Source organism: Colwellia sp. MB3u-55, assembly GCF_014076785.1.
GTDB lineage: Bacteria > Pseudomonadota > Gammaproteobacteria > Enterobacterales > Alteromonadaceae > Colwellia_A.
Window position 1 is genome coordinate 34,740 of record NZ_JACGUS010000113.1, and the last position, 26,190, is coordinate 60,929.

The 26,190-nt window shown below is 37.9% G+C and carries 23 protein-coding genes; 10 read left to right on the forward strand and 13 right to left on the reverse strand.

Going from position 1 to position 26,190, the window contains the following annotated elements; genetic code table 11:
• Positions 1-182 precede the first annotated feature (182 nt).
• The gene (ansA, locus tag H4J66_RS09745; RefSeq protein WP_182173786.1) at positions 183-1,193 is read right to left on the reverse strand and encodes an asparaginase; all 1,011 of its coding nucleotides are present in this window, start codon (positions 1,191-1,193) and stop codon (positions 183-185) included.
• Between the two features lie 120 nt (positions 1,194-1,313).
• Positions 1,314-3,200, reverse strand: a complete 1,887-nt coding sequence (gene sppA, locus H4J66_RS09750; protein WP_182173789.1) for a signal peptide peptidase SppA — start codon at positions 3,198-3,200, stop codon at positions 1,314-1,316.
• Positions 3,201-3,469: 269 nt separating this feature from the next.
• Between sppA and H4J66_RS09755 the strand changes: the two genes are divergently transcribed.
• Positions 3,470-4,018, forward strand: a complete 549-nt coding sequence (locus H4J66_RS09755; RefSeq protein WP_182173792.1) for an NAD(P)H nitroreductase — start codon at positions 3,470-3,472, stop codon at positions 4,016-4,018.
• A gap of 15 nt (positions 4,019-4,033) precedes the next feature.
• Positions 4,034-4,453 carry an N-acetyltransferase gene (locus H4J66_RS09760; RefSeq protein WP_182173795.1) on the forward strand — a complete coding sequence of 140 codons (420 nt, stop codon included), beginning with the start codon at positions 4,034-4,036 and terminating at the stop codon, positions 4,451-4,453.
• Positions 4,454-4,518: 65 nt separating this feature from the next.
• Here H4J66_RS09760 and asnS read toward each other — a convergent pair whose 3' ends face one another.
• Entirely contained in the window at positions 4,519-5,919 is a 1,401-nt protein-coding gene (asnS, locus tag H4J66_RS09765; RefSeq protein ID WP_070373551.1) for an asparagine--tRNA ligase, read from the reverse strand.
• Between the two features lie 302 nt (positions 5,920-6,221).
• Between asnS and H4J66_RS09770 the strand changes: the two genes are divergently transcribed.
• On the forward strand, positions 6,222-6,485 hold the full coding sequence (locus H4J66_RS09770; protein WP_182173798.1) for a hypothetical protein: 264 nt from the start codon (positions 6,222-6,224) through the stop codon (positions 6,483-6,485).
• A gap of 49 nt (positions 6,486-6,534) precedes the next feature.
• Here H4J66_RS09770 and bioA read toward each other — a convergent pair whose 3' ends face one another.
• A complete protein-coding gene (bioA, locus tag H4J66_RS09775) occupies positions 6,535-7,836 on the reverse strand; it encodes an adenosylmethionine--8-amino-7-oxononanoate transaminase (protein ID WP_182173801.1) in 1,302 nt (433 codons plus the stop codon).
• Positions 7,837-7,947: 111 nt separating this feature from the next.
• Between bioA and bioB the strand changes: the two genes are divergently transcribed.
• From bioB to bioD, 4 genes are read left to right on the forward strand one after another with little or no spacing between them, the layout of a single operon-like run.
• The gene (gene bioB / locus H4J66_RS09780) at positions 7,948-8,994 is read left to right on the forward strand and encodes a biotin synthase BioB (protein WP_070373554.1); all 1,047 of its coding nucleotides are present in this window, start codon (positions 7,948-7,950) and stop codon (positions 8,992-8,994) included.
• 35 nt (positions 8,995-9,029) lie between these two features.
• Complete coding sequence (locus tag H4J66_RS09785) at positions 9,030-10,169, forward strand: 8-amino-7-oxononanoate synthase (protein ID WP_182173804.1); 1,140 nt, start codon at positions 9,030-9,032, stop codon at positions 10,167-10,169.
• Positions 10,169-10,954 carry a malonyl-ACP O-methyltransferase BioC gene (bioC, locus tag H4J66_RS09790; RefSeq protein ID WP_182173807.1) on the forward strand — a complete coding sequence of 262 codons (786 nt, stop codon included), beginning with the start codon at positions 10,169-10,171 and terminating at the stop codon, positions 10,952-10,954. The genes H4J66_RS09785 and bioC overlap by 1 nt, the downstream gene beginning before the upstream one ends.
• Positions 10,947-11,636, forward strand: a complete 690-nt coding sequence (bioD, locus tag H4J66_RS09795; protein ID WP_182173810.1) for a dethiobiotin synthase — start codon at positions 10,947-10,949, stop codon at positions 11,634-11,636. The genes bioC and bioD overlap by 8 nt, the downstream gene beginning before the upstream one ends.
• Before the next feature lie 262 nt (positions 11,637-11,898).
• On the opposite strand, the gene H4J66_RS09800 is transcribed toward bioD, so the two are convergent.
• The 4 genes from H4J66_RS09800 to H4J66_RS09815 all read right to left on the reverse strand — a co-directional run bounded on the left by H4J66_RS09800 (position 11,899) and on the right by H4J66_RS09815 (position 16,106).
• Positions 11,899-12,297, reverse strand: coding sequence for a type II toxin-antitoxin system HicB family antitoxin (locus H4J66_RS09800; protein ID WP_182173813.1), 399 nt, complete (start codon positions 12,295-12,297; stop codon positions 11,899-11,901).
• A 507-nt stretch (positions 12,298-12,804) separates the two neighbouring features.
• Positions 12,805-14,208, reverse strand: coding sequence for an alkaline phosphatase (locus H4J66_RS09805; RefSeq protein WP_182173816.1), 1,404 nt, complete (start codon positions 14,206-14,208; stop codon positions 12,805-12,807).
• Between the two features lie 28 nt (positions 14,209-14,236).
• The gene (locus tag H4J66_RS09810; RefSeq protein WP_182173819.1) at positions 14,237-15,418 is read right to left on the reverse strand and encodes an endonuclease/exonuclease/phosphatase family protein; all 1,182 of its coding nucleotides are present in this window, start codon (positions 15,416-15,418) and stop codon (positions 14,237-14,239) included.
• Positions 15,419-15,473: 55 nt separating this feature from the next.
• Positions 15,474-16,106: a TetR/AcrR family transcriptional regulator gene (locus H4J66_RS09815; RefSeq protein ID WP_182173822.1), complete on the reverse strand. Its 633-nt coding sequence runs from the start codon at positions 16,104-16,106 to the stop codon at positions 15,474-15,476.
• Positions 16,107-16,779: 673 nt separating this feature from the next.
• Between H4J66_RS09815 and H4J66_RS09820 the strand changes: the two genes are divergently transcribed.
• From H4J66_RS09820 to deoA, 3 genes are all read left to right on the forward strand, one after another.
• Positions 16,780-19,938 carry a TonB-dependent receptor gene (locus H4J66_RS09820; RefSeq protein WP_182173825.1) on the forward strand — a complete coding sequence of 1,053 codons (3,159 nt, stop codon included), beginning with the start codon at positions 16,780-16,782 and terminating at the stop codon, positions 19,936-19,938.
• 160 nt (positions 19,939-20,098) lie between these two features.
• A complete protein-coding gene (locus tag H4J66_RS09825) occupies positions 20,099-20,518 on the forward strand; it encodes a cytidine deaminase (RefSeq protein WP_182173828.1) in 420 nt (139 codons plus the stop codon).
• A gap of 12 nt (positions 20,519-20,530) precedes the next feature.
• On the forward strand, positions 20,531-21,832 hold the full coding sequence (deoA, locus tag H4J66_RS09830) for a thymidine phosphorylase (RefSeq protein ID WP_182173833.1): 1,302 nt from the start codon (positions 20,531-20,533) through the stop codon (positions 21,830-21,832).
• An 89-nt stretch (positions 21,833-21,921) separates the two neighbouring features.
• On the opposite strand, the gene upp is transcribed toward deoA, so the two are convergent.
• From upp to udk, 5 genes are all read right to left on the reverse strand, one after another.
• On the reverse strand, positions 21,922-22,548 hold the full coding sequence (upp, locus tag H4J66_RS09835) for a uracil phosphoribosyltransferase (RefSeq protein WP_182173836.1): 627 nt from the start codon (positions 22,546-22,548) through the stop codon (positions 21,922-21,924).
• An 80-nt stretch (positions 22,549-22,628) separates the two neighbouring features.
• Entirely contained in the window at positions 22,629-23,204 is a 576-nt protein-coding gene (locus H4J66_RS09840) for a thymidine kinase (RefSeq protein ID WP_182173839.1), read from the reverse strand.
• Positions 23,205-23,228: 24 nt separating this feature from the next.
• Entirely contained in the window at positions 23,229-24,002 is a 774-nt protein-coding gene (deoC, locus tag H4J66_RS09845; protein WP_182173842.1) for a deoxyribose-phosphate aldolase, read from the reverse strand.
• Positions 24,003-24,026: 24 nt separating this feature from the next.
• Positions 24,027-25,271 carry a NupC/NupG family nucleoside CNT transporter gene (locus tag H4J66_RS09850; protein WP_182173845.1) on the reverse strand — a complete coding sequence of 415 codons (1,245 nt, stop codon included), beginning with the start codon at positions 25,269-25,271 and terminating at the stop codon, positions 24,027-24,029.
• A gap of 43 nt (positions 25,272-25,314) precedes the next feature.
• Positions 25,315-25,965, reverse strand: a complete 651-nt coding sequence (gene udk / locus H4J66_RS09855) for a uridine kinase (protein WP_070373568.1) — start codon at positions 25,963-25,965, stop codon at positions 25,315-25,317.
• Between the last annotated feature and the right edge of the window lie 225 nt (positions 25,966-26,190).

Sequence of the window (26,190 nt, forward strand, 5' to 3'; positions counted from 1 at the left end):
CGCGTAACCGTATATTTAAAGGGTGTTCCTTCTAAACCGGCGAGCATAAGCACTGACGTTATTTTAAGTCGCTGTTTTTAAATATTTTTATTTTTATCTTTAGGCAAGGAGGTATTTGGAAATATATGAGAGATAAATGAGGCTGCCATGTTTATTAATCATAGCAACCAGAGCATAAAGGCTTAATGAGTAGTGAGTTCACCACGAAGATTTTCTTTTAAAAGACGACAAATTTCAGCTTGAGGCAATTCTTTACTGAGTAAATAATGTAGTTTAGTTAATGTTGCTTCTAATGTCATATCACCACCACCGACAACACCACATTTACTTAATGCGACGCCCGTTGCATAACCTTCCATATTCACAGTCCCTTTTATGCATTGACTACAATTTACCACCACAATTCCTTGATGATAAGCTTGCGTTAAACAAGCAAGTAGCTGTTCATCTTGTGGCGCATTACCCACGCCATAACTGCGAATAATTAACGCTTTTACCGGTTGCTTGATAATGTTGGCGACTAGTTCACTAGAAATCCCTGGATACAAATGAACAACACCTATCGGTTGTGGTGTTATTTGTGCGACCGAGAATGCTTGAGTAACAGCAACGTTGAGTTTACCTTCAAGGAGCTTAATATTAATTCCAGCTTCTAGAAGTGGCGACATGTTGGGGGAGTCAAAAGCGTTAAAGCCATCAGCGTAAGCTTTAATGCAACGGTTACCCCGGTATAATTTATTATTAAAATATAAGCCCACTTCATTAATGGGGTAGTTTGCCGCAATATAAAGTGAATTTAACAGATTTACTTGTCCGTCTGAGCGTAATTGGCTTAACGGAATTTGTGAGCCGGTTACAATGACAGGTTTGGATAAATTTTCAAACATAAACGAAAGCGCAGAGCTGGTATAAGCCATGGTATCTGTACCATGAAGAACAACAAAACCATCATAATTATCGTAATTAGCTTTTATATCATCGGCAATACGTTGCCAATCTTGCGGCGTCATATTCGATGAATCAATTAATGGTGAATATTCATTAATGGTGAAATCAGGCATCTCTTGTCGATGAAAATCAGGCGTACCATTAATTGACTCGGTTAAATGTCCTTTTACCGGAACACAACCTTGTCCGCTGTTTTTCATGCCGATGGTACCGCCAGTGTAGGCGATATAAATGCGTTTTTTCATGTTGTTACCTTAGAATTATTACTGTCTTTTCGTTTTGTCTGATAATCACGTGCGCTTGTTAAATAGTGTTCTCTATTCACTTCCATGTGAATCTAACAAAGCGATTAAGATCACTGCGAACTAATTAATTTCACAGGTCATACATAAGGAATAAACCCCTTGCGGATCATTAAGTATGTTGAGGTGAGACAGTTGTGCTTTTATTTCTAAAAATAATTTATCCGTATTACTTAGGGTTATTATTTCAGTTTCAGGAAAGAAAGTCTTCGCTTGACCTAATAACCCTTGCAGGAAAAGATCTTTTGGCGTTTGTTCTATTTCAATCAATAAGGTTTCAAACGTTGCTAACTCGGCTAATTCTGCTGCTGCATTAATAGCGGTCGTTAAGTTGCCTAATTCATCAACAAGCCCTAACTCTTTCGCTTTTGCCCCTGACCAGACACGTCCTTGGGCTATACTATCAACTTGCTCAAGGCTCATATTTCTATTTTCGGCGACAAGGCCAATGAAGTCTTGATAGCCTCTATTAATATTTAATTGAAATACTCTTGCCATGCCATCAGTTAGTGGGCGGGTTACACCAAATCCTGCTATATCAGTAGTACCAACGCCATCAGTGTAAACACCTAGTTTGCTTAATGAATTCTCAAAGGTCATGAAAAATCCATAAATACCAATTGAGCCGGTGATTGTTGCCGGAGAAGCGATTATTTTATCAGCAGGTGCCGATATCCAATAGCCTCCAGAGGCGGCATAAGTTCCCATTGAAGCAACAACAGGTTTTCCTGCTAACTTGATTAGTTCAATTTCTTGACGAATAATTTCAGAGGCATAAGCACTTCCACCTGGGCTATCGACACGAAGAACTACCGCTTTCACCTTATTGTTTAAACGTGCTTCTCTTAATAGTGATGCTGTACTATCCCCGCCAATGGTTCCTGGTTTTTGGTGACCATCTAAAATAGTCCCCTTAGCAACAATAACGGCGACCTTATCGGTATTTGGGTTAACCATTGGGTACATAGGTTTAGTAGCAGACAAATAATGTTTGAAACTAATATGATTGTAGCTATCACCGGCAGAATTTTTTCCAACAAGTTTAATCAAAGACAGCTTCATCTCTTGACGATTTTTTAATGCGTCAACCCAAAGATTATCTAAAGCATACTGCGCAATATTACCATCAGCTTGCTCAAGTTTTGCCACTAAAACATCAGCATTTTCATCAAAGTTATTAATCGAAAACTTTCGGTTGCTTGCGACATCACTTTTATATTGTGACCATAAGTCAGTTAACCATAATTTGTTGGCTTCTTTAGCTGCCGCTGACATATCGTCGCGCATGTAAGGTTCTACAGCAGATTTATAGGTACCGACTCGAAATATATGTTGGCTAATGGAAAGCTTATCTAATGCTGATTTAAAATAAAGTTGATAACGACCATAACCGTCAAGTAACAACCAACCACGAGGATTGAGCCATACTTCATCAGCAGAGCTTGCCAAGTAATATTGGTCTTGTGAATACTGATCGCCAACAGCAATTATTTTTTTACCAGCCGCTTTAAACGTCTCTAAAGCTTGGGCAATGTCTTGTAATTTACTTAACCCCGTGCTGTTAAGTCCTTGAAGCTGTAATACGATCATTTCTATACGGCTGTCATTTTTTGCTCTTTCAATGACATTCAATAAGTCGCTAAGTAAAACTTCTGGGTTTTTTTCTTTTTCTTCTAACGCTTCCGATATCAAAGCATCCATCGGGTCAATCGCATTCTTTTGTTCAACGATATCTCCGGTAAGATTTAACACTAAGGCTGTATTGTTAGGGACAACGGTCTTGTCATCATCGCTGCCAAGTGCCGCGATAAATATAAATAAAACCAGAAAAAAAACGACATTAATAATTATTTTTCTAAATGAATTTAATAAACTAAAAAATTTTAAAGTCACTCGTTTTAAAGCACTTTGCTTTACAGGAGCATTAGGTAACGATGTGGGTTCTGTCATAATATCCGGCACAGTTAGTATGTAATTGTAATTACTGGCTATGCTACTTAATTATTGATCACTTATGTAGTCTGATTAGTAAATAAATGTGTTATTAGCAAACTTTTTTCATTATATGTTACACCTTTACTTTTTGAGCCGGTCGGTTGACCCGTATTGATTATTATCTATGTTGTTTATTAAACAACATGTAGCGATCCGCGTGCACTTTGAAGGACAACGGGTATATAATCCTTAGTATTGAAACTACCCATGAGTCTTTATAATTAATGAATGCCAAAGAATTATTATTACAGCGACAATCTAATCCTAGGTTAATATCACCAGCCCCTGTTGCTAGCGATGTTGAATTTATATTGAACGCTGGAATGCGCGTTCCTGATCACGGTTGTTTATCACCCTGGTTTTTTACCCTTGTTAAAGAACAAGGTTTAGATAAGTTAAGCCAGATATTTGAAGATGTCGCTAAAGTTCAACAGTTTACTGAGGCTAAAATACAAAAAGCTAAAAAGATGCCATATCGTGCACCGTTAATTATCGTTGTTAGCACGCGGTATCAAGCGCACGACAAAGTGCCTAAGTTTGAACAAGCAATCGCAGCAGGTTGTTGTGCCCATGCTATGCAAATGGCTGCTTTTAGTTTAGGTTATGGCGCTGTGTGGCGAACAGGAGACTTTAGCTACGATTCTTCAGTGAAACGTGGCTTAGGAATAGGCCAAAACGATGATATTATTGGTTTTATTTACATAGGCACCGCCGAAAATGATCGTCCTATTAAACCCGCTAAAACCTTAGCATCTCATGTTTCATATTTGTAAAATAAAGGAGTCGCGATGAATATTGAAATTTTAGATGCGCCTGAGCAAGCATTAATTGATTTTTTAGATAAAAAAATTGTAGACTTCAATTGGGCTCACTGGGAAGTAAGCGAACGAAAGCCATTAGCTATTCAAATAAAGGACGAACTAGGTAACATTATTGCTGGTTCATCCGCACGCACCTTTGGTAATTGGCTTTTAATTAATACGCTGTGGGTCGACGAGTCACAGCGTGGTAAAAAAATGGGTGTTAAGATATTAGCACAACTTGAAACTGCAGCAGTGGCGAGGGGATGTACGTTAAGTATGCTTGATACTCTTAATTTTCAAGCAATGCCGTTTTATGAAAAGCAGGGTTATCAAACAAAATGGGTACAAGAAAATTATCCAAAAACAGGCTGTAAATATTTTATGGTAAAAGAACTTACTGAGTAAACCGGATATATCACCCATAAAAAAACCTCAATAATGAGGTTTTTTATGGGCTTATTATTCTTAGCCTAGAACGCAGCGTTGTTTGGCGTTCTTGGGAAAGGAATTACGTCACGAACGTTTTGCATACCGGTAGCATAAGCCACTAAACGTTCAAAACCTAAACCAAAACCTGAATGAGGAACAGTGCCGTAACGACGTAAGTCTCGATACCAACTGTAATCATCTTGGTTTAAATTCATTTCGGCTAAACGCGCATCAAGTACATCAAGACGTTCTTCACGTTGGCTACCACCAATAATTTCGCCAATGCCTGGTGCTAAGATATCCATAGCAGCAACAGTTTTGCCATCATCATTTAGGCGCATGTAAAATGATTTAATATCTTTAGGGTAATTTTGTAACACGACGGGGCCATTAAAATGTTCTTCGGCTAAGTAACGCTCGTGCTCTGAATTAAGATCAACACCCCAAGCTACTTTATTTTCAAATTTCTTGTCACAATTTTCTAATATTGTAATAGCGTCAGTGTAATCTAAACGGACAAAATCATTATTAATAACAGAATTCATACGGTCAATAACTGTTTTATCAATACGCTGTTGGAAGAAATTCATGTCATCACTACGTTCATCAAGCACAGCTTGGAAGACATATTTTAGCATTTCTTCTGCTAGGTCAGCAGCATCAGACAAATCAGCAAAAGCGATTTCTGGTTCAATCATCCAAAATTCTGCAAGGTGACGTGTTGTGTTAGAGTTTTCAGCACGAAAGGTCGGTCCAAAAGTATAAACCTTTGAAAGGGCACATGCATAAGTCTCAACGTTCAATTGACCTGAAACGGTTAAGAAAGTTTCTTTACCAAAAAAATCTTTAGCGTAATCAACATTACCTTTATCGGTGCGAGGTAAGTTTTCCATATCAAGCGTACTCACACGGAACATTTCGCCAGCGCCTTCACAATCTGAGCCAGTAATTAACGGCGTGCTGATCCAGAAGTAACCTTTACTGTGTAAAAAGCGATGAACCGCTTGAGCTAACGTATTACGAACACGAGCAACAGCTCCGCCCATATTAGTACGAGCACGCAGATGAGCTTGCTCTCGTAAAAATTCAATACTGTGACGTTTAGCTGCCATAGGATAGGTATCAGGATCATCAACCAATCCAAGTATCTCTACCTTAGTTGCCTGAATTTCAAAAGATTGGCCTTGGCCCGGAGACTCAACCAAAATACCGGTGACTTTTACAGAAGCACCCGTAGTCAATTTTAATATTTCTGATTGATAATTATCGAGATCACTGGGTGCGATAGCTTGAATCGCATCAAAACATGATCCATCATGAACCGCTAGGAATGAAATACCTGCTTTAGAATCACGGCGAGTGCGGATCCATCCGTGTACTGTAACTGCTTCACTTACTGGGTACTTACCAGCAAGTACATCAGTGATTGAGATAACTGACATTATCAACCTCTTTTCTTTATTAAATTATTGTCATAGATTTTGCCGGTGCACAGACCCAGAGTAGAATACTGAATTTATTTGCACTAACTTTAAGGTGTGATATGTTACCTTTACTGCGGTGTTTAACAAGTAAAAGTTGCTAATCCTGTCTATATAAAAACAAAAAACAGTAATATTGACTTTAGAGGGTTTGAATCAATGATATTGGGATTAAAAAACAGGCGACATTCAACAGGTTTTGGGTCCTGTTAAGCCGGACTTTGGCATTAAGCGGATGGATATTATTCATTTTTGCTATTGTTATGTCTTATTATGCCGCACCAGAGCAAGATTATGGTTTATTGCGCTTTAGAAATATTGAAATAAGAGAATTTTGGTTAACGCCATTAACGGGCTATTTATATATCGTGCTTTGGGTCAGTGCACTTTGTAGTTACCTTTGTTTGGTTGTCGATCATTATCGCACTAGAAGAGAACAAGACAGTAAGCATTTTAATATCGTCCTGCTAATTACCATAACGGTTGCTTGGGCCATCTACATATTAGTGAAACTTAACTTGGCGTAAGGTTATTAATAATTCTATGCCGTTTTACTTAGCAGCTAATCAGTGTCGATTAATCTTCAAAACACTGCTGTTCATCGAGTACCGTGCTTATTGCCTTAACAAGTTTCGCTAAAGCCCGTTCATCACTGATAAAAGGCGGCATAATATAAATAAGCTTACCAAACGGTCTGATCCAGACACCCAATTCAACAAATCTTTTTTGTATCTTTGCCATATTAACAGCAACCCTTGTTTCTACCACACCTATACCGCCTAAGACGCGGGCATTTTTTACTCTTGAATGTTGATTTAACACTAATAAGTGTCGCGTTAAATAATCTTCAATAAAACTCACTTGCTGTTGCCATTCTCCTGTTGCCAAAAGATCTAGACTTGCATTTGCTACCGCACAAGCCAGCGGATTAGCCATAAACGTTGGGCCGTGCATAAAACATCCGGCTTCTCCATCACTGATGGTCTTTGCGATTTCTTGCGTACACAATGTTGCTGCCAGGGTCATATAACCGCCGGTCAGGGTTTTTCCTAAACACATAATGTCAGGACTAATATCCGCCCAGTGACAAGCAAAAAATTTTCCTGTACGGCCTAAACCCGTAGCAATTTCATCAACAATAAATAACACCTGATATTGGGTACATAAGGCGCGACAGGCTTTTAAATACTCAGGATGATAAAAACGCATACCACCAGCTCCTTGGACAATAGGTTCAATAATAAAGGCGGCAATATCATTATGGTGTTGTGCAAATAGGGCTTTTAAAGGCGCTAACTCAGCGCTATCCCAAGGTTGATAAAAATCACACTGTGGCGCAGGTGCGAAAATGTTTTTCATTAATACACTTTCAAAAATTTGATGCATACCATTAACCGGATCGCATACCGACATCGCAGCAAAAGTATCACCATGATAACCATTTTTAACGGTCAATAATTTATGCTTTTCACTTTTACCCTGACTGTGCCAATACTGTAATGACATTTTTATGGCAACTTCTACCGATACAGAGCCAGAGTCTGATAAAAAAACTTTTTGCAGCGGCTCTGGTGTGATCTCAATGAGCTTTTTACACAAATTAATAGCGGGTTCATGCGTTAACCCCCCAAACATAACATGTGCCATCTTTTGTGTTTGATCAACAAGCGCCTGATTTAATTTTGGATGATTATAGCCGTGTAAAACAGACCACCAAGACGACATACCATCAACAAGTTCTTCACCCGTCGCTAACTTTATATAAACGCCCTTGGCCGATTCAACTAAGTAGGAAGGCAGAGGGTTTGACATCGATGTGTAAGGATGCCAAACATGTTTCTTATCAAAATCGATTAAATCTGTGTGTTTTTTATTCATATGTAAAGCTTGCTATGTTTTTTATGTTGACAATTAATGACTGGCGTATAGATTACCTGCTAATATTTAGCGATGCAATTTCACATTTACATTTTACAGTAAAGGTTTCACATGTCACAAACGAATATACCTCGTCATGATTGGTCAATAGCAGAAGTGGAAGCATTGTTTGCTCGACCTTTTAGTGACCTTATGTTTCAAGCTCAAACCGTTCATCGTGAACACTTTAATCCTAATGAAGTACAAGTTAGTACCTTATTGTCAATTAAAACAGGTGCTTGTCCTGAAGATTGTAAATATTGCTCGCAAAGTGCACGCTATAATACTGATGTTCAAAAAGAACGTTTGATGGAAGTTGAAAAAGTATTAGAAGCAGCAAAGGTAGCGAAAGACCAGGGGTCAACACGTTTTTGTATGGGGGCAGGTTGGAGAAATCCAAAAGCTCGTGATATGCCCTTTGTATTAGAAATGGTCAAAGGTGTTAAAGCACTTGGCTTAGAAACCTGTATGACATTAGGCATGATTAACGGAGGTCAAGCCGATGAATTACAAGAAGCCGGGTTAGATTATTATAACCACAACCTAGATACTTCTCCTGAACATTATAACTCTATTATTACCACACGCAGCTATCAAGACCGATTAGATACACTGCAAAATGTCCGTGATTCGGGAATGAAAGTTTGTAGTGGTGGTATTGTTGGTTTAGGTGAAAATGCTCAAGACAGAGCGTCATTCTTAGCACAATTGGCCAACTTACCTAAACATCCTGAAAGTGTTCCAATTAATATGCTGGTAAAAATTGCCGGAACACCACTTGCAGATGTTGACGATTTAGAAGCTTTTGATTTTGTTCGTTGTATAGCCGTTGCACGTATTATGATGCCTAAAAGCCATGTGCGTTTATCAGCTGGGCGCGATGCAATGAACGAGCAAATGCAAGCAATGTGTTTCTTAGCCGGTGCCAACTCAATATTCTACGGTTGTAAGTTGTTAACTACAGGCAACCCTGAAGCCAATAAAGATATGCAGTTATTTGCAAAATTGGGCATTAACACAGAAACAGTGGCCACCGATGATATTGAGACCGAGCAGAAAATAACGACGGCCGTTGTCAATCAGCAAAATAAAGAACTTTTTTACGACGCTGCGCTTTAACGTTTATTTACTGATCAAGAGCCAAGCTGAAATTTATGTCTTTTAACTTTATTGCTGAGCAAGTCGCTCAGCAAAAAGAAAAATCACAATATCGCCAACGCCAATGTATAAGCGAGCAAAATGGCCGAGAGGTGGTTGTTGCAGGAAAACGCTATTTAAATTTTTCTTCTAATGATTATCTCGGCTTAAATCACCATCCTTTAATAAATAAAGCCTGGCAAGAAGGTGTCGATAAATACGGCAGTTGCGCAAGCGCTTCGAGTTTAATTACCGGTTTTCATTATGCACACCAAGCCTTAGAAGATGAAGTTTGTCAGTGGTTAAATAAACCACGCTGCTTACTTTATAGTAGTGGTTTTACGGCTAATTCTGGTGTATTACAAGCCTTGGGTAAAAAAGACTGCCAATTTTTTTTAGACAAGTTAAGTCACGCTTCTTTAATTGATGGTGCTCTGGCTAGTGAAGCTTCAGTGAAGCGATATTTACACAATAATCATCAGCAACTTGAACAATATTTAGCGAAAAGTCCTGTTGACAATAAACTCATTATTTCTGAAGGTATCTTTAGCATGGATGGCGATCGTGCAGACGTTAGCCAGTTAATTATGATTGCTCAGCAGCAACAAGCTATGCTTTACATGGATGATGCACACAGTATTGGTATTATTGGTCAGGCCGGTCAGGGCAGTAGTAGCTTTGGTCAGGTCGATATAGTAATGGCAACTTTTGGTAAAGCTTTAGCCACTAGTGGTGCATTTATCGCTTGTGATGAAGATGTTTATGATTACTTAGTCAATTTTTCTCGTCATTATATTTATTCAACCGCGATTTCCCCCGCCGTTGCTTGGGCGACAAAAACCAGCATCAAGCTTGCTCAAAAAGAGTCTTGGCGCAGAGATAATATTTTTGAATTGAGCGCGCTTTTATCAACTAAGCTTAATAGTCAAATAACAATAATTCCGTCATCCTCTTCTATTCACGCTATTGTTATTGGCAGTGAAACAAGAACTCTAGAAATATGTCAACATTTGAAAAACAAAGGTATTTGGCTAACCGCGATACGCCCACCAACGGTTGCTAAAAACAGCTCAAGGTTACGCGTTACCATTACGGCCAACCATAAAGAATGCGATATCAATTACTTAGCTAATTGTATGAATGAGGTTTTACGTTAATGCCTGAAGTATTAAACAGAATTAAAATAGCTAAGTCATTTGGCTTAGCGAGTCAGTCGTATGATATTTCATCGCGACTACAACGCTATACGGGTAAGCACTTAATGTCTTTATTACCCAACCGTTCAGATCTTACCGTCGTTGACTTAGGCTCTGGTACCGGTTTTTTTACTGACATTCTTGCCAGTAAATTCCAGCAAACTATTGGCGTTGATATCTCTGCTAAAATGCTGGCTTTTGCTCAAGAAAACCGCAGTAAGGAAATTTGCTGGTTAGAAGCTGATGCGTATTACCTGCCTTTTCAAGCCAACTCCATTGATGTTATTTATTCTAATTTGGTTATTCAGTGGTGTGATCCACTCGATGATATTATAGAAGAAATTTTACGCGTACTCAAACCAGGAGGATTGTTTATATTTTCCACCTTACTCGATGGCACATTACATGAATTAAAATCATCTTGGGCACAAGTCGATGATGAACAGCACGTGATTGACTTTAAAACACATGCTGACCTAAAAGTTACTTTTGGTAAGTCCTCATGTAAATTACTTGAGCAAAAAACTCAAGACCTAGTGTTAGAATATCAAAATGTTATACATCTAGCGCGAGAACTGAAAGGGCTAGGCGCAAATCATGTCCCTAAACAGCAAGGTAAGGGTTTAGCGGGTAAAGATAAATGGCAAAAGATGACTAATAGCTATCAAGACTTTCAAGAGCCTAGTGGTATTTATCCGGCGACTTATAAGGTGTATTCTGCAATGATGGTGAAATTAAATGCTTAAAATATTTATTACTGCTACAGATACTGATGCTGGAAAAACCTATTTTGCGCAAATACTCACCGCAGCCTTAGTTAAAAAAGATTATCAAGTTGCTGTGTTTAAACCTATATCTGCAGGCTGTGAGCTTAAACATGCCGCACAAGGTGAAATTCTGGTTAATGAAGATGCACAATTATTGTTGCAGCAAGCAAACTGTGGACAAGGTATTAGTGAAATTAACCCTATTGCATTTGAACTGGCAATAGCGCCACACATCGCCGCTAATTTAATGAATGTTGACATTAAACTCGCTGATATAAATGTGGGTTACGAGCGTATTATTGCTCGGGCTTGCGATATTGTTATCACTGAAGGTGCAGGGGGTTGGCGATTACCTTTAGGTAAAGGTATATTTTTATCTGAGTTTGTACAGCAAACAAAACAGCAGGTAATATTGGTGGTGAATATGAAACTAGGGTGTTTAAATCATGCGGTTCTCACTTATGAAGCGATAGTAGCCGATGGTCTTGATTGTATTGGTTGGGTAGCAAACTGCGTTGAGCCAATGAATTATCTCGCTGAAAATATAGCAGAACTCAGAACACTTATTCCAGTTCCAATGATTGCTCAACTCGGTTTTGAAACAGATATCAATAAAGCCAGTTCAAACGTTAATTTATCGTCGATAACGGCGCGGCTTTAGCTGCTAGCTTTACTTTAAATTACAGATAGAACAAGCAATAAGTGAGTGCCTTAACTGATTTATTGCTTAGTTTGTTAATAGGTAATTATCAGGCTTTTATCGTTACGAAAAAAGTCTACCGATAAGAAACGCTGATCAATTTAAAGCACTTCCTTTAATAATCCTTACAACTAATCTTACAGCGTTCATCACCATGAACCTTGTTAAGTCTTACTCTTTCTTATTTTTCCCTAAACTTTTAAATAATAACTCAGGGAAACTCTTATTTATTTAACTCAGTGATACACGCACTTGCGATAAAGCCGGAACGTGTTTTATAAGTTGAAGACTTACTGACTCGGTTATCAATTTGTTTGATCAACAACTCCGGTAAGGTGACATTGATTTTATGACTTTTCCCTAGATAGGGTGTTATGTCGATATCAAGAATACACCAAATAACATTTGGGTAGGCTGTTAGATGATTTTCAATCGTTGTAGCGTGTGGAATGGCTTCACCATATTCGGCCAATATAGAAAGATGTGCAGCGATACTGTCATTAATATTGTTTAAAGAGACATCAATACTCTCACCATTACCTACACAACCGGGTAAGTCAGGAACGTATGTTTTGTAGTTTTCAACGCCAATTATTTTCTTTAATGCGATAGGGTATTTCATTGTTATTACCTCTTTAATTAATGCATTTAAGTGTAACCCCAGCAACCCCATATAGCAACAAATTAATAACCCCAACAACCCCCACCTAAACAGAATAGGAACCCCAATAACCCCGCAACCCCCAGTGTCAGCAACCCTGATAACCCTACTGTTGGTGTGAAGTGATTGGTCACTTATCACTAGAATCTTTATAAATAAGGAAAGTGATAACGAGTTAAATTATATCGTTATAGATAGGCAAGAATGCTTTAACGAAGCTAATAAAGGGGGTTTGGGGTTACTATGATTAAGTTGTTTGAAGGAGATTAACAAACAACAAAGGATTTTTAGCTATTCTTTCTAGCTGAATTATTCACATAAAGTAAGGTAGTAAAGGCATGGATAAACGTTTAATCAACAAAATATTTACTGATGAGATAAAGGGTTTTTATATCAGGGAGAGTAGTTTTTAAGCACAAAAAAACGGCTAATTTTCATTAGCCGTTGTTATATTATTAAAGTAGGACGTTACTTTTTACCGAGCAATAAAAATATTTGTTTAGCAATGTCGGTATTATCAACCTTGCCCTTTAAGACTTCACTGCTTTTACCTAGTGTATGTAAAGGAACATCAATTGCGGTGTGGCCACCTGATGTCCAGCCAGTGTTTGTTCTAATATCTATAATGTTTTTAATTGCACTTGCTATGATGTTATTCATGGTGGGTTCTTTAGTCTTTAGCTTTTCTTGTTCATCAAGTGATTTGTAAGTGGCGATTTCCTCAACTGCAAATATTTTCGCCGCTTCAATTTGTTCAACTTCATTATTTGTTACATCGAAGTTAAGTAATTGACTTAATCCCTGTTGTGTTACTGGGTTGTTAGCTAACTGTTTAGCAATTACGCTTGGCGAACTTTTCATTGTACGTAAAACTTCAGGGTGCCACTCATACTTGCCACGTGCACCAACGGTTAAACCACCCGTACTGTGATCAGCTGTTAATATAACTAACGTATCAGGGTTTTGTTTTACGTACTCTTCTAAGTACTCCATCGTTTTAGCTAAATCTGACATTTCAGCCATCGCTGTTGCTATATCATTAGAGTGGCCAGCCCAATCTATTTGACTAGCTTCAACGAGCATAAAATAACCTTTACTATTTTCTAGTTGTTTAATTGCAACTTTAGTCATGGCGGATAATCGATATGGGTCACTATCATCTTGGGCTGACGGTAAACCAGTATCATCAAAAAGACCAATAACAGGCATCTCTGGTTTAAGTGTGTTTAAGGCATTGTAGTTATCAATATACTGAAACCCTGACGCTTTAAATTCTTCAATTAAATTTCTGTCTTCACGTATAAAGTATTTCCAGCCTCCGCCAAAATAAACATCTGCTTTTATACCCTTATCTATATAGCTATCAGCAATGGCATTATAATTATTTCTGCTTTCATTATGTGTTAAATATCCAGCAGGGGTCGCATGATTTATTTGTGATGTGACGACAACACCTGTTTTTTTGCCTTGTTTTTTAGCAAATTCAAGTACAGTTTCAACGCTGTTTTTATTCACGTCTAAAGCAATTGCGCCGTTATAAGTTTTATAACCCGTAGCAAGTGCAGTAGCACCAGCAGCTGAATCAGTAACAAGACCAGAAACACTTGCCGGGTAAGTACTAACCGAGCCAACAAGTAAACGGTCAAATACTGTTTCTTCTACAATGTCAGTTGTTGGGTCATCATTAAAGTATCGGTAGGATGTTGTATAAGCGGGACCCATACCATCGGCTATCACCATAATGATGTTTTTTGGTGAAGGCATTTTCTTAGCAGTCTCTGTATTTACAAGCATTGCTGTTGAGTCATTATCAATCGTTTGACAGGCTGTTAATGCAAGTACGATGCTAACAGTAGATAGGAGTTTTTTCATTTTTATCTTCTTGTATAAGTGTTAATAATTAATAAGGGTTGGTGATAATTTTAGGTAACGCTTTAGTCTTCAATAACAGGTCAATCCATACCATACGGTGATCGGAAGATGCTGCTCTGTTTTTTATTAACCTAAAAGTCTCTTCGTTTTCTGTTGGCCAGTAAATTCCTGATTTTTCAATAATTAAGCCAGACTTTGATGGTAACGCGTAATCGGTTCTCATTCGCCAAGAGGCCGTATGATACTTTGCATGTGCGTTATTTTGACTGTGTCGTTTTCCCCCTTCACTTTGGGGCAATGCATCTTGAATTTTATCATTGTTTAGTAAGCTTGATATGGCCGAATTTAACGCATCACCCTCAACATTAGACGCATTAAGATCACCGAGAATAACAAAAGGTCCACAGGATGTTAAACCTCCTTTTTGACCCTTGTCATCGTAAATGTATGCTGATTTTTCCGGTGAGATGTAATCATCCCAAAAACGAATTTCATCATGATTACGTTTAGCATTTCTATTTTCTGGACCATCAAATATCGGTGGTGTAGGGTGGCTTGCTAAAATATGAACGACTTGGCCATTAACCTCAATCGGGATATCCCAATGAGATTTAGAAGATAAACGCATATTTTCCCAAGCTTCATCACTAAACCAAAATGTCGAGGTCTTAGGATCGAAAGGTTGTAGGGCGTTAGGCATATCTCGCCACTTAAAGTATTGAAAGGTACGAATATCGGCAATATTAATCGGGTATTTTGACAAGAGAACCATACCAAAGTGACCTGAAAAATGTCCGTAACCAAAACCATCACCCGGCAAAACACCTCGTTTACCGTCGCCATCTAGATCGTAGCCTGAATTGACACCCGTGTTAACGGGTCCTTGATAAAAATAAGGAAAATCAATTTCTTTTTGCCCATTTTGGCTTTTGTTCAAATAACGTTTAATAAAAGATTTTAGGGCGTGGTGGTGGTTATTGTCGCTATTATCTTGATTATCAAATTCATTCAGTAAAAGAATATCTGGGTTATTACGCTGAATAATTTCTGCAATATTTTTAATTTGTTGATGATCACTGTCTATGGCTATTTGCAGGGTGTTATTTGAAATATTAGTCGCCCCAGAATTTAGCGCAGATTGATAGTTTAAAGCCTCCATACTTACATTAAAGGTTGCTATTTTAAAAGGCTGTGCTTGTTTTTTGCTCATATAAGTTAGCGCTAATATTAAAGTAATAGGTTAAATGTCGATGATTATGTCAACGTTAGTGTAAACCGCAGCCACGTAAAATCATGTCAGTTAGAAAAGCGATAACATCTTCGACATCTTCATCTTCGTAATCAGCTCTATTCATAATCGTTAAAATTTGTGTTTCAAAATCGGCATAGTGTTGGGTTGCTGACCAAATAAGAAATATTAGATGAGTCGGGTTAACATCGCGCATTTCACCATTATCTATCCATTGCTGAAATAGTTGTGCTTTCTCTCTTACCCACTTTCTTTGATAGGTACGTGCAAAATCTTTCAAATGCTGTGCACCTTGAATAATCTCCATGGCATATATTTTTGAAGATTCAGGGTGCTTAAAAGACATTCTTACTTTTGCTTCAATAAATTTTTCAATAGCTGCTTTAGGACCATCTTCAGGATTTATATCACCAATACCTTCGTCCCACATTTGTAGGGTATGTTCTAGTACGGCATGGTATATATTTTCTTTATTCTTGAAATAATAAAGTATATTAGCCTTAGGTAGGCTTGCTCTATCGGCAATTGATTGCACCGTAGCGCCTTTATACCCTTGTAAAACAAATTCTGTACTAGCCGCTATTAAAATCTTGTGTTGGCTTAGTGCGCGAATATTCCCTGTTTTTTTTATTTCTTTTTTATTTTTCATTAAGTTGCTCAATATTTAAAATGCATAAATAAAACATTTTTAAGTTAAATTGTTATTATAATTTTACTTTTTTACTATCTGTTGACCAAATAGTTAACTTTTATGGTTTGTTATACTTATCTTTATTTTATCATTGATTTAAGTCACTAAATGCCATTTTCCAATGAAATTCTACTATAAATGTTTAGCCATTTATATGAAAGGGAACTTTAGTGCTTTAGTTGATGTTTTTAATTTCTCTGCATAGCTATTTGAGTTAAATAATCAGTGTTAATGGGCTTAAGGCTATGTATATATGGTTAATTGTTCATTATGGTTTGTTTTTTATCTTAATTGACTCATTTTACTTATAACTAAAAAGCCTTAAATCTACTTATAGATAACAATATCTTATATAAGGGATATCTTCGCTATCAATATAAATGATAGTCATAAATTTTTAGCGCATCTGATTGTTTATTATGGTTTTTTATTATAATTTCTTGATTGTTTTTTTTATCATCACTAACAGATACTATTTGAATTTCAAAAACTCTGAAAATATGTAATGAAAGTGTAATAAAAATCTGGTCTAATTTCATTCGAAATTAAAAACAGAGCAACTGGTTAGGTTTTATGGTTGCTAAAAAAAATAATTCGTAAACACTTAAAAAACGTAATCAAGGAATAACCGATGAACACTCCTCGTCTCTCACTCATAACAGGCGCCGTTGTATTAGCGCTTGGACTTTCTACTTCAGCTATGGCTGCTGATACATCATCCTCAATACGAGGACAAATCTTAAGTAATAGCGGTTCACCTGTTACAGGCGCTACGGTTACTGTTATACATATACCTACAGGTTCTAAAAAAACAGTTAAGCTAAACGAAAGTGGTGTATTTTCTGCAAGCGGTTTAAGAGTAGGTGGTCCTTATAAAGTCATTGTTGACTCTAATATTTATCAAGATAAAACCTTAGAAAATATATTTCTTCAATTAGGTCAAACTTCACAAGTCAGCATTGAATTAGGCTCAGAAGAAATGGAACGTATATCTGTTTCTGGTAGTAGTCGTCATGCGTTAATTCATGGCGCTAAAAATGGCATGGGTAGTATATATGGTGCAGATGATATTAATCGTGCCCCTGCATTTGACCGTGATTTAAAAGATATTATTCGTCAAAATCCTTTGGTGAACATTTCTGATAGCGATAGTAATGAAATGTCAGTAGGTGGTGTAAATCCACGTTTTAACAGCTTGTCAATTGATGGCGTTAAACAAAATGATGATTTTGGTTTAAGTGCAAACGGTTACCCAACGAACGGTTCTCCTATTTCTTTATTGTCTATTGCACAGGTAGCCATTGATATTACCCCTTTTAATGCCAAAGCTTCGGGCTTTACCGGTGCGTCAATAAATGCGGTTACAAAATCAGGTACTAATGAACTATTTGGAGAGTTGTTTTACGACTACTCAAGTGATTCTTTAGCCGGCACGCCTAAAAATGAAGATGGCGAAGATATCAAGTTAGACTTTACACGTAAAAATTATGGTATGGCTTTAGGCGGCAAGATTATTGAAGACGAGTTGTTCTTTTTTGTAAGTTATGAAGAGTCTAAAAGTCCATTTGTAAATAATTTTGGTCCTGGTACTGCAAATCCTAAAGATTGGTTAACTTCTGATACGATTACAGAAGTACAAAATATTGCTTCAGAAGTCTATGGCGTTAATGCTGGCGGTATTGCTGATGGCCTATCTAACGATAGCGAAAAATTAATTGTTAAGCTTGATTGGAATATCAATGATGACCATCGTGCAGCATTTACTTATCAAAACACACAAGATAACTCAGTGCGTGATCAACATACAAGTTCAAGAAATCAATTTGGTTTATTGAGTAACTGGTATAACGTTGATGCAAGTGTTGAATCATATGCTTTACAACTTTATTCATACTGGACTGATGAACTATCAACACAGTTAAGTGTTTCATTTAAAGATGTTGAAAACAAACAGAGTTCATTCTCTGATGCTTTAAACGATAAAAAAATTGGTCAAGCGTGTATCACTATCGGTGAAAGTGATGAAAGATGCTCTGACCGTGATTCAAATTCAATATGGCTTGGTACTGACGCATATCGTCATGCCAACCAATTGACAAATGACACTTTAGCTATTGATTTTGACGGTGAATATTTACTTGAAGAACATGTATTGTCATTTGGTGTTGGTATTGAAAAAACCAACGTATTTAACCAGTTTGTACCTTTTTCTCGAGGTGAGTGGTTATTTGATTCAGTAGAAGACTTCAAAAATCAAAATGCTGAACGTGTTTCTTATTCAAATGCTTACACAGGTAATGCGAATGATGCAGCAGCAGAGTTTTCATTATCAAACTTCCACCTTTTTGTTGAAGATAAATGGCAAATTAACGATGAGTTATGGGTAAATGCAGGTGTGCGGTATGAGCGTATTTCAACGTCTGGCACTATCCGTGAAAACGAAGCTTTTGTTGGTTTATATGGTTTTAGCAACACGAATAGTTTAGACGGTAAAGATATTTTCTTACCTCGCTTCGGTTTTAACTGGTCAGTGCAAGACGACTTGACCTTAAGTGGTGGTATCGGTCGCTATTATGGTGGTACTCCAAATGTTTGGATTTCTAACGTATATTCAAATGATGGCCAAATCAATGTACGTGCAAACGTAAATGATGTTGACTTAACAAATGCTGATATAACTCAACCTCCTGCAGGTGCAACACTGACTCCAGGTGACGGCGATGTTGATGCAATCGATCCTAACTTTGAATTGCCAAGCGAATGGCGTGTAGGTTTAACAGCGAACTATACCGCTGATTTAGGTCCTTATTTAGGTACGGGTTGGGATTTAGAAACTAGCTTCATGTACGTTGAAGAAAAAGACGCTGTTCGCTGGAAAGAATTATACAGAACGACACAAGAATCTGTTGTAGGTCCTGATGGTCGTGTTATCCCTGTTGGCACAGGCTCGCGTGATAGAGCTGATGCTATGGTTACAAATGGTGAAGGCGGCAAACGTAAGATATTTACTTTAAGTGCAGCTAAAGCGTTTGATAACGGTCTTTATTTCAATGTTTCATATGCAAATACTGACGCAACATCATTAGCTGGCGGAACGAGTTCAACCTCTAACTCAAACTTCTCGAAATATAATACCGCTGATCGAAACAACCCTCAAGTTGGTACAAGCCGTTATGAAATTGAACATAGTTTCAAACTAAACTTGTCTTATAACATTGAAATGTTTGAAGGTTACAACTCGACTTTCTCACTTCAAGGTGAACGTTCATCAGGTCGACCTTACAGTTGGGTATATGATGGCGGTTCAAATGCTTTCGGTGGTCAAAACAACTACACAAGAGCTGATATGTTTTTACCATATATACCATCAGGTGCAGATGATGCAGCGGTAACATATGCTGATGGTTATAGTTATGAACAACTTAAAACTGTACTTGATGCGAGTGGTTTAACGAAATATGCTGGTGGAATTGCACCTCGTAATACTGAAACAGGACCTTGGAATTCTCGTCTTGACTTTAAATATAGCCAAGAAGTTCCTGGTTTTATGGAAGGTCATAAAGGTGTGCTTTTCGTTTCGGTTAAAAACGTTCTTAACTTAATCGATAGTAGTGCAGGTAAAGTTAATGTGACTAACTTCACAAATGCTAGAGAGTTAGTTGATATTAATTACGACCAAGATACTAATACTTATGAATATAGTGAAGGATTTAGAGATAGTGCGCCAACATATTATGATGCTGAGCGTTCTTCTTGGAGAATTAAAGTGGGTATTAGCTACAAGTTCTAACCACACTGTAATTTATTGAAATATAGGCCCTTTAGTTTACTAAAGGGCTTTTTTTTACAAAAAAATTAGCCGAGTAAGTGATACCTTAAATGCATTACTTGACCACTTGGTCAGCTATGGTATTCTCACAGGTCTACATTACTCTTGAATTTTTACAATAATGAATAAAAATACCATAGAAATACCTGCAGAATTAAAAGTAGCCGCTAAAGAAGCTTATTTAAAAGCTTATGCGCCTTATAGTAAGTTTCATGTCGGTGCTGCGGCTTTAACCACTTCCGGTACGATTGTCCAAGGCTGTAATGTTGAAAATGCCTCTTACGGTTTAACTGTCTGTGCAGAACGTAATTGCATAAGCCATGCAGTAATAAAGGGTGAGCAAAGCTTTCAAATGATCGTTATTTATACCGAGCAAGAAAAAATGACACCTCCGTGTGGCGCTTGCCGACAGGTTATTGCTGAGTTTTTTGAACAATCAGCGCCTGTGGTAGCGTTTAATCACAAAGACAAACAACAAGTGTGGAGTGTCGCTGAGCTTTTACCTGATGCTTTTACGCCAAAATATTTATTGGACATTTAAGGATATCCATCAATGATATTACCCCAAGAAATTATTCGCACTAAGCGCGATGGTAAAATCCTTAATCAAAGCCAAATTCACGATTTTGTTAATGGTTTAGTTGATGGTAGCTTTTCTGACAGCCAAGTCGGTGCAATGGCTATGGCAATTTTTCAGCAAGGATTATCGGTTGAAGAAAAAGTAACGCTCACCACCGCGATGATGAACTCGGGTGATGTGCTCTCTTGGGAGGGCTATGATGCCCCCATCGTTGATAAACACTCTACGGGTGGCGTAGGTGATAAAGTCAGCTTTATGTTAGCGGCGATTGTTTCTGCGTGTGGCGCTTATGTGCCGATGATCTCAGGTAGAGGGTTAGGGCATACCGGAGGTACATCAGATAAATTAGAAAGTATTGCCGGTTTTAATGTAGAACCTACAATTAGCGAGTTTAAGCGTATTGTTAAAGACGTGGGCGTAGCCATTATTTCTCAAACAGATAATTTAGCGCCAGCAGATAAACGCCTTTATGGTATTCGTGATGTCACCGCGACGGTTGAATCTATTCCACTGATAACCGCTTCAATTTTATCTAAAAAACTTGCGGCAGGTCTTGATACTTTAGTGATGGATGTCAAAGTGGGTAATGGCGCGATGATGTCATCTCTTGAAGATGCTAAAGCACTTGCTAATAGTATTTCTAGTGTCGCCAATGGTGCAGGGGTTAAAACCCAAACGATCATTACTGACATGAATCAGGTATTAGGCACCAGTGCCGGTAATGCCATTGAAATGTATGAAACCGCTAAATATTTGACGGGTAAACAACGCGAACCTCGTTTACATAAAGTTGTTAAAACATTAGCCTGTGCGATGCTTGTGAATTCGGGCTTAGCCAGCGATGAGCAAACCGCTTACCTTAAAATTGACAAAGCCCTTCATTCAGGTAAAGCAGCTGAGATATTTGAGCGTATGATAGCGGCGTTAGGTGGGCCAAAAGATTTTGTTGAAAACCCATGGGGCTCAATGAATAAAGCGGCCATTATTATGGAAGTTAAAGCCAGTCAACATGGCTATTTAGCTCAAATGAACACTCGAGATATTGGTATGTCAGTGGTGGGATTAGGTGGCGGTAGAGCAGCGCCAAAACAAAAAGTTAACCATAGTGTTGGCTTCGATAGAATTTTACCGCTTGGAGTTCAGGTCAATAGTGGAGAAGTCATTGCTCGTGTACATGCCAAAGATGAAAATTCAGCGCTGTTAGCCGCAGAGCAATTTAAACAGGCGATCACTTATTCTGAAGATAGCCCTGAATTACCACCGGTTATTTATTAAATAAAGCCGTTATAGACAATGCCGATATAGGTAATATCTTGCTAACTAATCACTTATTAAAAAAGTGATTAGTTAGCACGCCGTATTAATTACAACGTACCAAAGATTTTATCTCCGGCATCGCCCAGACCCGGTAAAATATAACCTTGTTCGTTAAGTTTCTCATCTATTACACCAATCGTTAACATGACATCCGGATGAGCATCCTCAAGCAATTTTATACCTTCAGGCGCAGCGACCAAAAATAGTGCAATGATTGTTTTACATCCCGACGCCTTTAATAAATCTATGGTTGCTAATGCTGTGCCGCCAGTCGCTAGCATAGGATCAATAATAATTGCTGTTCGACTTTCTATATCAGAGATAATATTCTCGTAGTAACTTTCTGGCGCTAATGTGTCTTCATTACGCTGTATACCGACAACACTTATTTTTGCACACGGCAGTATTGACAGTGCGCCTTCAAGCATACCTAAGCCGGCACGTAAAATTGGTACCAGTGTGGGTTGTTTATCAGCAAGAGTTGGCACTGAAATTTCGCCAGACCAACAAGTTAATGGGATATTTTTAATACTAAGGTTTTGAGTCGCCTCAACCGTTAATAACATTGATATCTCTTTGGTTAACTCTCGAAAGGCTTTAACTGAAATATTATTATCGCGTAGTAAACTGACTTTGTGTTTAACCAATGGATGAGAACTTTCAAAAACTGACATGGAATATTCCTTGTTTTTTTAAAGGATAGAGGAAGTTTAGCTGAATATATTGTTAGCAATAAGTACTTTAATCTAGATACTTACCAGACCAATTGCTTAAAATGGGCTCTGCATAACGGCTCATAACGTTCATTGCCGCCCACTTCTACTTGTTGACCTACTTTTACGGGTACACCATTTTCATCTTGTCTGATAACAAAATTAGCTTTGCGACCACAATGGCAAATTGTTTTTAACTCGACTAACTTATCGGCCCAAGCAAGTAGGGCAGCACTGCCTGAAAAAGTTTCACCAAGAAAGTCAGTTCTTATTCCGTAGGCTAATACGGGAATATGTAAGAGATCGACTACATCTGTTAACTGCTTAACTTGTTCGGTTGACAAAAACTGTGCTTCATCAATCAGCACACAATCAATTTTAGCCGCTTGATGTTTATCTTTTATTTCTATAAACATATTGATGCTATCATCAAATAAGAAAGCATCTGCATCTATACCTAAGCGTGAAGCGACTTTACCTTTAGCAAATCTGTCATCAATTTGCGCCGTATAAATTGCGGTAGTTAAACCGCGCTCTCGATAATTATAAGACGATTGCAGCAAATGTGTAGATTTACCCGCATTCATTGATGAATAATAAAAATACAGTTGTGCCATGAGTTACTTCTTTATCAAAGGAGATCAGTAGTTAGTTGCTGAGGTATTTTCTGTGCTGTGTCCTAGTGTGTCAAGTAAACTGTTAAGTAAGCTACTTGCACCAAAACGAAAGTGATTATTATCAGCCCACTCACTGCCTAAGATACTATCGGCTAAAGTAAGATAAACGGCTGCATCTTCTACGTTTTTAACACCACCAGCGGGCTTAAAACCAACATTGGTATTTTTGTTTTTTATCACTTCAAGCATAATTTGTGCGGCTTCTGGTGTTGCATTTACCGCTACTTTCCCCGTTGAGGTTTTGATAAAGTCAGCACCAGCATTAATCGCAATTTCACTGGCTTGTTCAATCAACGCGGGTGATTTAAGCTCACCCGTTTCAATAATTACTTTCAACTTAGCAAATTCACCACAAGCTTGTTTACACACTTTGACCATATCAAAACCAATGGCCTCATTACCCGCCATTAGCGCTCGGTAAGGAAAAACTAAATCGACTTCGTCTGCGCCGTATGCGACAGCGGCTTGTGTTTCGGCTAATGCGATATCTATATCATCATTACCGTGTGGGAAGTTAGTGACGGTAGCAATTTTTATCTGTGGTGTTTGTTGCGCCTTTAACGTCTTTTTTGCCAACGGCACAAAGCGAGGAAAAATACAGATAGCAGCAGTAACGCCACCAATAGAATTTGCCTGTCGACACAAGGTTATAATTTCTTCTTCTGTTTCACTGTCGGTTAAACTTGTTAAATCAATTAACGAAAGTGCGCGTTGAGCGATGGCTTTAAGGTCAGACATAACGTTTATTTTCCTATCAATTATTTATAAAGAAATGAATACGCCAGCAATAGCTGCGCTCATTAAATTAGCTAAGGTCGCCGCTAACATAGCATGCATGCCAAGCCGCGCGATATCACGTCGGCGACTAGGTGCCATTGAACCAATACCACCTAACAAGATTGCGATGGAAGATAAGTTAGCAAAGCCACACAATGCAAAGGTGACGATGGCTTGGGTTACCGGTGAAAGTGTATCTTTAATTTCAACGAAATTAACATAAGCAAAAAATTCATTGACCACAATTTTTTGGCCAATAAAACTGCCTGCTTGTAGCATTTCATTAACCGGTACACCAATAATGAAAGCGAAAGGAGCAAACACGTAGCCTAAAATAAGTTCGATGGTAATATTATCGAATCCAAACAAACCACTAATACCACCAACAATCGTATTCAGGAGAGCAATTAAAGCAATAAAAGCTAATAACATCGCACCCACATTAACCGCAAGTTTTAACCCAGATGCCGCGCCAGATGCAGCAGCATCAATAACATTAGCAGGCTTTTCATCGCCTTCATCAAAGTCTACGGAGTCTTGAACAATTTTTTCAGGCTCTGTTTCAGGGCAAATGATTTTAGCCATGAGTAAGCCACCTGGTGCCGCCATAAACGACGCCGCTATTAGGTATTTAAGCTCTATGCCTAAACCCGCATAACCCGCCATAATAGAACCTGCAACAGAGGCTAAGCCACCAACCATAATGGCGAATAGTTCAGACTGAGTCATTTTAGCAATGTAAGGTCGAACAACTAAGGGCGCTTCTGTTTGGCCAACAAAGATATTGGCAGTCGCTGATAGTGACTCAGGTTTACTGGTTTGTAAGAGTTTTTGTAAACTACCACCAATAATTTTTATAACCCACTGCATAATACCCAGATAATAAAGTACGGCGATTAACGAAGAAAAGAAAATAATATTAGGTAAAACACGCACAGCAAAAACAAAACCAACACCATTATCGTACATAGCATCTGTGCCTAAGCCACCAAAGAGGAAGTTAATACCGACCTTAGCACTATCAATAACACTTTGAACGCTTGAAGTAATCGTGGTCAATACGTCTTTGCCAAAAGGGACATATAAAACAAACGCACCGAGTAATAGTTGTAGCAAAAATGCAAAACCTACCGTACGTAAATTAATGTCCTTTCTACTTTTAGAAATTCCATAGGCAATGGCTAATAAAACAAATATGCCTATTACCCCTCTAAATGCAGCAAAATCCATACATACCCCTTAATATTTTTTATTGTTATTGTTATTATTATTGCTATTTTTGTAATGGTAATTTTGACAGTTGACGAATTTTTGCTTTAAGTACTTCTATCGCCATTCTGTTTTTTCCGCCTCGTGTGATCACTATATCAGCCCAAGCTTTAGAGGGTTCAATAAATTGATAATACATAGGTCTAACGGTTTCTAAGTATTGATTTGTTACAGACTCAACACTTCTATTTCGCTCGGTTAAATCACGTTTAATTCGTCGAACTAGACAAATATCAAGAGGCGTATCCATATAGACTTTTATATCAAACTGATCTCTAAGTGCTTTGTTTGAAAGCAGTAAAATACCTTCAACAAGCACAATCTTCGTTGGGGTAAATACCCGTGTTTCATTTAAACGTGTATGCGTTTTATAACAGTAAATAGGTACGTCGATAGATTTATTTTCAGTGATGTTTTTTAAGTGCTCAGTTAACAAGTCATGTTCAAAGGCACTGGGATTATCATAGTTTGTTTGTTCACGCTCAGACATCGACAAATGAGATTGATCGCGATAGTAAGCGTCTTCACTTAGAATAGAAATACCGTCTTCACCTAATTCATCGATAAGTTCGTCGTGAATAGTATGCGCAAAAAGGGTTTTACCCGATGCAGAAGGACCTGTGATTGTAATGATTGTCGGTTTATTTGCGTTCAATTGTTTATGCCTGTCGATAATTCAGCTTCAGAAATGGTTTTAATCCTATCATTAGTGATAATGTGATAGTAATTAACGCTAATTTTATACTTTTACGGTTAAATGATCAAAAATACGTTACTTTATTCGCGTATATTTTAAAGCATCATTTACCCCATTTTCAAAAGATGGTAAATTAGCACAACTTGACCATGTGGTCATGTTTTATTCTGCTATTTATGAATA